The 6,681-nt window shown below is 35.8% G+C and carries 11 protein-coding genes; 4 read left to right on the forward strand and 7 right to left on the reverse strand.

Going from position 1 to position 6,681, the window contains the following annotated elements:
- Positions 1-14: 14 nt before the first annotated feature.
- The 4 genes from D5281_RS23555 to D5281_RS23570 all read right to left on the reverse strand — a co-directional run bounded on the left by D5281_RS23555 (position 15) and on the right by D5281_RS23570 (position 3,025).
- Positions 15-179, reverse strand: coding sequence for a hypothetical protein (locus tag D5281_RS23555; protein WP_160562341.1), 165 nt, complete (start codon positions 177-179; stop codon positions 15-17).
- Positions 180-370: 191 nt separating this feature from the next.
- Positions 371-1,297 carry a rolling circle replication-associated protein gene (locus D5281_RS23560; protein WP_160562342.1) on the reverse strand — a complete coding sequence of 309 codons (927 nt, stop codon included), beginning with the start codon at positions 1,295-1,297 and terminating at the stop codon, positions 371-373.
- A gap of 112 nt (positions 1,298-1,409) precedes the next feature.
- Positions 1,410-2,606, reverse strand: a complete 1,197-nt coding sequence (locus tag D5281_RS23565; RefSeq protein ID WP_160562343.1) for an ATP-binding protein — start codon at positions 2,604-2,606, stop codon at positions 1,410-1,412.
- A gap of 56 nt (positions 2,607-2,662) precedes the next feature.
- Positions 2,663-3,025, reverse strand: coding sequence for a hypothetical protein (locus D5281_RS23570; RefSeq protein WP_160562344.1), 363 nt, complete (start codon positions 3,023-3,025; stop codon positions 2,663-2,665).
- Between the two features lie 201 nt (positions 3,026-3,226).
- Between D5281_RS23570 and D5281_RS23575 the strand changes: the two genes are divergently transcribed.
- Positions 3,227-3,814: a helix-turn-helix domain-containing protein gene (locus D5281_RS23575; protein ID WP_160562345.1), complete on the forward strand. Its 588-nt coding sequence runs from the start codon at positions 3,227-3,229 to the stop codon at positions 3,812-3,814.
- Between the two features lie 133 nt (positions 3,815-3,947).
- Here D5281_RS23575 and D5281_RS23580 read toward each other — a convergent pair whose 3' ends face one another.
- A complete protein-coding gene (locus tag D5281_RS23580; RefSeq protein ID WP_160562346.1) occupies positions 3,948-4,217 on the reverse strand; it encodes a hypothetical protein in 270 nt (89 codons plus the stop codon).
- Positions 4,218-4,269: 52 nt separating this feature from the next.
- On the reverse strand, positions 4,270-4,653 hold the full coding sequence (locus D5281_RS23585; protein ID WP_160562347.1) for a hypothetical protein: 384 nt from the start codon (positions 4,651-4,653) through the stop codon (positions 4,270-4,272).
- 170 nt (positions 4,654-4,823) lie between these two features.
- Here D5281_RS23585 and D5281_RS23590 point away from each other — a divergent pair, with 170 nt between their 5' ends.
- Both D5281_RS23590 and D5281_RS23595 read left to right on the forward strand, forming a co-directional pair.
- Positions 4,824-5,066, forward strand: a complete 243-nt coding sequence (locus D5281_RS23590) for a helix-turn-helix domain-containing protein (protein WP_160562348.1) — start codon at positions 4,824-4,826, stop codon at positions 5,064-5,066.
- Positions 5,067-5,159: 93 nt separating this feature from the next.
- Positions 5,160-5,402 (forward strand): helix-turn-helix domain-containing protein, encoded by a 243-nt coding sequence (locus tag D5281_RS23595; RefSeq protein ID WP_160562349.1) that lies wholly within the window; start codon positions 5,160-5,162, stop codon positions 5,400-5,402.
- A gap of 210 nt (positions 5,403-5,612) precedes the next feature.
- On the opposite strand, the gene D5281_RS23600 is transcribed toward D5281_RS23595, so the two are convergent.
- Positions 5,613-5,966, reverse strand: coding sequence for a tyrosine-type recombinase/integrase (locus D5281_RS23600; protein WP_160562350.1), 354 nt, complete (start codon positions 5,964-5,966; stop codon positions 5,613-5,615).
- 71 nt (positions 5,967-6,037) lie between these two features.
- On the opposite strand from D5281_RS23600, the gene D5281_RS23605 reads away from it, so the two are divergent.
- The gene (locus tag D5281_RS23605) at positions 6,038-6,562 is read left to right on the forward strand and encodes an AAA family ATPase (RefSeq protein ID WP_160562351.1); all 525 of its coding nucleotides are present in this window, start codon (positions 6,038-6,040) and stop codon (positions 6,560-6,562) included.
- Positions 6,563-6,681: the final 119 nt, after the last annotated feature.

Genomic DNA, 6,681 nt, shown 5'->3' on the forward strand with positions numbered 1-6,681 from the left:
AAATGGTGGTTTTGTCAATAAAATTCAGGGAATTCGGCTAAGTGTGGCGAAAATTCATCGTCACGTTTTCGAGAATCCGGGTTAGCAAGATTAAAAAATTCTGTCAATGCATCGGCGTCAGATAAGCCGGAAATTATTTTCAAAATTTCCAATGCTTTGCTTGGAGATATAGAAATCATGTAGAGCAACACCCCCTTTCTCTAAAAATTTAAGTATTATCTATAGCTTGCCGTACCAGTCAGCCGCACTAAATTCGTTTCGCACTCCGTACCATCGGCAACGGAAAGTATCGGGAGTGCGAACTCATTAAGTGCTTTGTGACAGCCTGGACGCCAGGCGGATTGTCAGTAAGGAAATATGCATTTGTTTTTTAATCAGTTTGTGTCTCCGGCTGTTTCTTATAATACTGGTAATTTATAACGTTATGGACTTCCCCTTCATCACCTGTTATTTTAATTGTTTTTTCGTATGTTAAATCGGCGTTTCCAATCTCCTGCACAGCTTCTTCATACGTGCATTTTTTAATCTCCGGCGGTAAAATACCTTTGCTTTTGCGGAAAAGCCGGAATCCCTTGGGATAGAGCTTTAATCTTGCGCCTTTAACAATGGCTTTTGTCTTCCGTTTTCCCTGTCCGTCAACGCTTTCTACTGTCTTAAATCCTTTACATGCCACATCAGATGCAGACATTGTTTCATGAAGCTCCATATCACCTAAATATGCGGAAAGATATGCGCCAATATTATCTACATTTTTTAGTGCATTGACTTTGACAAACCCGTGTCCCCATATCCGGGCAAGCGTTTTGTTTGGAAGAAATGGCGCTTTTGTCTGGAATATCAACAGCACATGTGCATGCAAACTCCCCCTTGCCTGCGGTTCAACTGCCACGATATATTCATAGTGCGGTAACCTGTTTTTGTTAAAGTAATAGGTCAGACGCATATTAAATTTGCGGAAATCATTATATAATTTTTCCGAATCCTGCATATTATCCGCATATGTCAACGTGATAAATAATGTTTTCAGTGGGTCTGTAATGTTGGTATTTATATATTCACGTAAATGCTTTAAAGACTGCGCAATACTTGTCAGGTTATCCGTCCGGCGGTCATTATGTTTAAATTCGCAGATTTCTCCGGTTGAAAGCTCCAGATAATAATCTTTATCTAACTTCCTGATAGGGCTTGTAGATGGATACGCCATGGAACGTATCTCAAAGACGTTTCCCATGCATTTTAACTGTACAGGACTGTCTTCATAAAGGCGCATATTCTTTTTCACTTTCTCGATTTTCATTAGCGGTCTTTGCTTTCTGATATTATTTTATAATAATCAAGTTAACAGCCGCCTGACGGCGGCGGCAAGGAAACGGCTTCCGCTTTGCTTCGCCGTTTCCTTGCCGTTGGGGTCAACGGTTCATAGCTTCATAAATATCATTAATAACGCTTCCTTTATTGTCGCTTTTCGCTATCCTTACTTTTTCAACTCCTTTGCCGTCTATCAGCAGATAGCCTTCGCCTACTTTGTTCTGCTCATTCATCTGCTCCTTATATTCAGAGAAAAGCATTTGTTTCTGCTCCTTTGAAATATTTCCAAGGGCAAGAATCGAATGAAACTGCTCCCTTGCCCCGGCCTTAAAATATTCAGAATATCCGGCCTGCATACCTATGACAATTTTTAGCCCAAGGCTTCTCGACATATTGAGTAAATTGGCAAGCATGGATTTTACTTCATCAGAGGTCCTCTTGTCCTGTGCAGAAAGAAAAGAACTGTATTCATCAATAAGGAGTACTTTTATCTGCTTATTTCGTTCTTCGTCATTGGCCACCAGACGTTCCGTAAATTCCTGATAGAACTTCCTCAGGCCGTCAATGGTGCTTTCAAATCCGTAAAAATTCTCTGTATCCCCCCAATGAGAAAAAAGATTATTCTTATAATCCAAAACCATCAGGCTGACAGACGGTATATATCTTGCATATATTCCCAATAGTGTTATAAGGGCAGTGCTTTTACCGCTTCCGGTTTTCCCTATGCAGAGCAGGTTTGGAAGTTTGCATAGTTCACGTGAAAAAATCGTATCATCAACAGAAATAACAGTGGGCTTGATATATTTAAGCGGCTTTGCATAAAGCAGTATTCTCTTTGCTTTTGTTGTCAAATCTATCCTGTATACATGGAGTGCCAGAGCACTTTTAATCTGCACCACATGAGAGTCAAAAGTATCTGTGGAAATGCCAGCACTGTTTATTTTATAAATGTGCCCATGCTTCATATAGGGGTCATTCCTTTTTGATAAAAGCACAGGATATTCTCCGTTGCTGTTTTTTATCCCCATTTCTTTGAAGGCTTTTTCGAACCGAAATTGTTCTATCGGCGGGCAACGTAATATTAAGATAAGGCAAAGAAAGCCAGTCAATAAAAAGGCAAATAAAACCATATCCAGTAACCTGTCTCCCCAAAGCACCTCACAGAATGGCTGAAGATAACGATGATAAACTATACTCCGGTAATGCCAAATACCAGAAACAGCAATCAGGTACAGCACTATGGACAAAACCCATCTCCAATATGCTTTTATAAGGTTTAAAATCCTTTGTTTTATCATTTCCCTTTTTCCTTTCTCCAAGGCAAAGGCAAAAATTTTTGCCTTTGCCTACATTGTTATTTTTTAAAGTTAACCAGTTCTACGCCGGACGCTGTTGCTGACATCACCATAGAATTATTAATTGTATAAACGGTAATAGAACATTCCTTAAAGCGGACAGCTAATAGTTTAAGGCTAGCACAACTAGCCTCGATTTCCTCGTCGCTGATTTCAGGCAATGGGTCAGCTGCGCCGTCAACTTTGACGGTTAATGCAGAAAGACGACTTCCCTGTAGCGCGACTTCAATTTTCCAACTTATAGGCGTGTCAGAAATCTTTTTGTTGTTTTCAAATGGGTAAACAGGACTTTTCCCAGTCAGGATTGCATAATCTAATCCATTGTTTACGGCCAATAATGAAATTACCAATTTGTTTTTCACTTGAATACAATTCCTTTCTTCTGATTGTTCTCGTCAGAACAATCAGATGGGCAAAATCGCGATTCTAATTTGTAGTTGCAGTAGAAACTCCTGTAATATATTATAGGTTTGGAAGATTTCTATATTAAGCAGTATAGCTGACTTAAGCACTTAGAAAAAGGACAAGAAAATAGGCCATTATTTTGCATGAAAGGAGTACTTATGATAGAGAACAGACTTCGTGATTTACGTGAACAAAATTCAATAAGAACACAAGAAGAAATGGCACGATTTTTAGGAATAAAGCAAAGAACATATAGGAAGTATGAGAATGGTGAAGAAGAAATACCGATAAAGCATGCCAGGAAATTAGTCAAAAAATATGAATGCTCACTTGATTGGCTATATAAGGTAGATGCCTCAAAAAGCGATGATAATGCTCAAGAAAAGAAACAGAAATTTGGCGTAGACATAAGAGATATAATTTCATGTAAGGATAATAAAATCATAATAAAGATAAGCGATGCGCTTTGGGAATACTTTTCCGCCAGAAATATCATTAATGCTAAAATGGATACTGCATACGCTAAAAACAATCAAATTTTAGACCTGAACAAAGAATTTGTAATATCTGACAATAATATTCAGTGGAAAGTGGAAATAGCTGTTAATATGGACGATTTCGTATCATTTTATAATGCAGATGGGGAAGCAATTCCTGTATATTTGGGAGATAATGAAAGAAAACAGAAAGAACCTACGGAGGAAGAGCTAAAAGAAGCAACTAGTTTTTTCAAAAGGCTTTTTTAAGGAATAACAATTTTTGAAAGGCCAAAGCCGGAAAATTCAAAAGCAATAAATGATTAATGATTGTTTTCTATGAGAGGAAGCTGATTTATTGAGTCAGGAGAGAGGTTCTAAAGCACTTTCTCAGAATCTCTCTTTATCCATTTAAATTAACGCCCAGAATAGATGCAAGGTCTCTCATTCCCTGTCTGTAAGCTAAAAGTTCACATATACCTGTTGTTGCGCACATTGCTTTTTGATAATCCTCAACCATATTCATTTGCTCTCTGTTAAAATTATTTTGTAATTGATTAAATAATTTTATTTCTTTTGCGAGACTCTTTTTATATTCATTATTATTGTTATAAATATTTCCAAGCCGTTCCATGATATTTGATTGAAATTCATCTAAAATATTTTCTCTCATTTTTACTCCATTCTTTGCAATATATATAAACTACATGGCACATATGTAAATATCATATGATATTATGGTATTTTTTCTCCATTAACATAGAATGATAACTCCAAGGGGAGTCTGGATTATTATAAATTGTCTGCTTACCACGAACAGTTCCCTTTGCGCTGAAATCTACCCCTGCAATATTTTCAAAATTTCTAAAAAAATTTATATTACAATATAATTCATTATATTTTCGTTCGATAATTTCAGTTGTATCCCTTTGATACTTTGTATTTATTTCAAATAGATGGCTTTCGTTTTTATCGGGGTCATATACCATAATTTCGATTTTAGGATTTCCGGCATTGCGGAAGATGAAGTAAAAAGTTTCTTTAAATGTAATAATTTCCTTTAGCAATTCTTGATGTGTTGAAATATCCTGTCTTGTCCGGTATGACATAACTTTTTCCTTTTACACAATAGTAACCTTATATGTTGCAGTTAAAACGATATAACCGTGCAACATTAATCTAGCACATAATATTTCATGTGTCAACCGTGCACCGTTAATGATGATGGCTCAAATTTTTTATACTTTTCTTATTTCATGGTATTAAAAGGAGAAAATCTATGACATATTCAGATGCGATTATCAAGCGGCTGACCGAATTATGCAATGAGCGCAATATTACGATAAACAAACTTGCAACTTTATCAGGTATAACACAATCCACAGTTGAAAACCTTATAAAAGGAAAAACAAAAAATCCCAAGCTCAAAACTTTGCACAAATTAGCGGTTGGCCTGAATATGACTGTTTCTAATCTTTTAGATTTTCCAGAAATGAACGAGACCGCTTTTGACGATGAATAAATACTTCTTAAAAATAACCGTATACCATTAACAATGCCTTTTGGAATCTCCTATACTTTTTTTGCTTGACTATTAGTCAAAAGGAGATTTTATATGACATATTCTGATGCAATAATTAAGCGTTTAACAGATTTGTGTACTGAAAGAAATATTACAATTAATAAATTGGCTAATTTATCAGGTATAACACAATCCACAGTTGAAAATCTTATGAAAGGAAAAACCAGAAATCCCAAGCTTAAAACTTTGCATAAATTAGCCGTTGGATTAAATATGTCTGCTTCTGAACTATTAGATTTTCCTGAAATGAACGAGACAATTTTCGAAGATGAATAGCAGAGGGTGTTCAACATATAAGTATTTTGAACACCCTTTTGAACACGTTGGAATAGAGATGCACTGAAAGCCTTTCTTTTACTGTATTTGCAGAAGATAAAATTCGTTCAAGTCCCATCTTCCGCAGTGGTTAAAAGTGTGGGAAACCTTGATTTTTCTAAGGTTTCCCTTTTTTATTTTAAGAGTAATTGGTTACACTTTTCAATATACTTATCCGAGTGCCCTTTCAAAAGCATCTGTTCTTTTATCCCATGAAACAGTTGAATAATTATAAAACTTCGCTGTTTTGGAAAAATCCTCATGACCTGCAAACATTCTGATTTCTTCATTTGCCAGTTGGCCCAACTCCATCATCCTTGAAATAAGGTTTTTTCTGATACTATGGTTGCCTTTCTGTATTGTGTCAATCTGCTTATTTAACCGTCTTAATACATTATTGACAGAGTATTCATGAAGTCGTTCTCCGCTTTTATCTAATAGTAAATATTTGCTGTTAAAACCATTACATTCGTTATGATGCAAAATCATATCGAGATATTTCTTCGCACGTTCCGACAAATACAATTTTCGCTTTCCTGCAATTGTTTTCGTATGATATAATCAAATCGCCAAATCGGGATTTAAGGAAGTAATTTATGGGAACAGAAATTATTGTATGTGGGTTAAACGGCACTGGAAAGAGTACACTGGGAAAGGCTCTTGCAGAGAAGTTGCATTTTTATTTTATAGATAATGAAGACTTGTATTTTCCTAAAATAGACCCTGCTTATATCTATGCAGCTCCACGTACTCGTGAAGATGTTGAAAAACTTCTACTCAATGAGATTGAAAAACATGAAAATTTTGTTTTTGCGTCTGTAAAGGGTGATTATGGAGAAATTATTTATCCTTTTTTTCAATATGCCGTATTGATTGATGTTCCGAAAGACGTTCGAATGAAACGTGTTAAAAACCGTTCTTTTCAGAAATTTGGTAATAGAATGCTATTAGGCGGAGATTTATATGAACAGGAAGATCGCTTTTTTGATTTAGTCAAATCTAGAGCCGAGAATATCGTTGAAAAATGGATACAGTCTTTAAACTGTCCTATCATACGAATTGACGGAACAAAACCCATTGAAGAAAATATAAATCTTGTAATAAAACAGATACAAAGCTAAATTCTTTAGGTTAGAATCGATGATGGTGTAAACGAAAAAGCAGTTTTGGCATTCCAGTGAACTGCCCTTTCGTTTACACCATTTTCGATTTGACCTAATTGAACAAAGTGAGCGTCCGG

The sequence above is a fragment of the Parablautia muri genome, from assembly GCF_009917485.1.
In the GTDB taxonomy this organism is placed as follows: domain Bacteria; phylum Bacillota; class Clostridia; order Lachnospirales; family Lachnospiraceae; genus Suilimivivens; species Suilimivivens muri.

Bases quoted from the DNA above. Each gene is read 5' to 3' on its own strand.
- D5281_RS23575 (WP_160562345.1), top strand. From the start codon at position 3,227: ATGATAGAGAACAGACTTCGTGATTTACGTGAACAAAATTCAATAAGA.
- D5281_RS23565 (WP_160562343.1), bottom strand. From the start codon at position 2,606: ATGATAAAACAAAGGATTTTAAACCTTATAAAAGCATATTGGAGATGG.
- D5281_RS23585 (WP_160562347.1), bottom strand. From the start codon at position 4,653: ATGTCATACCGGACAAGACAGGATATTTCAACACATCAAGAATTGCTA.
- D5281_RS23595 (WP_160562349.1), top strand. From the start codon at position 5,160: ATGACATATTCTGATGCAATAATTAAGCGTTTAACAGATTTGTGTACT.
- D5281_RS23580 (WP_160562346.1), bottom strand. From the start codon at position 4,217: ATGAGAGAAAATATTTTAGATGAATTTCAATCAAATATCATGGAACGG.
- D5281_RS23555 (WP_160562341.1), bottom strand. From the start codon at position 179: ATGATTTCTATATCTCCAAGCAAAGCATTGGAAATTTTGAAAATAATT.
- D5281_RS23590 (WP_160562348.1), top strand. From the start codon at position 4,824: ATGACATATTCAGATGCGATTATCAAGCGGCTGACCGAATTATGCAAT.
- D5281_RS23560 (WP_160562342.1), bottom strand. From the start codon at position 1,297: ATGAAAATCGAGAAAGTGAAAAAGAATATGCGCCTTTATGAAGACAGT.
- D5281_RS23605 (WP_160562351.1), top strand. From the start codon at position 6,038: ATGGGAACAGAAATTATTGTATGTGGGTTAAACGGCACTGGAAAGAGT.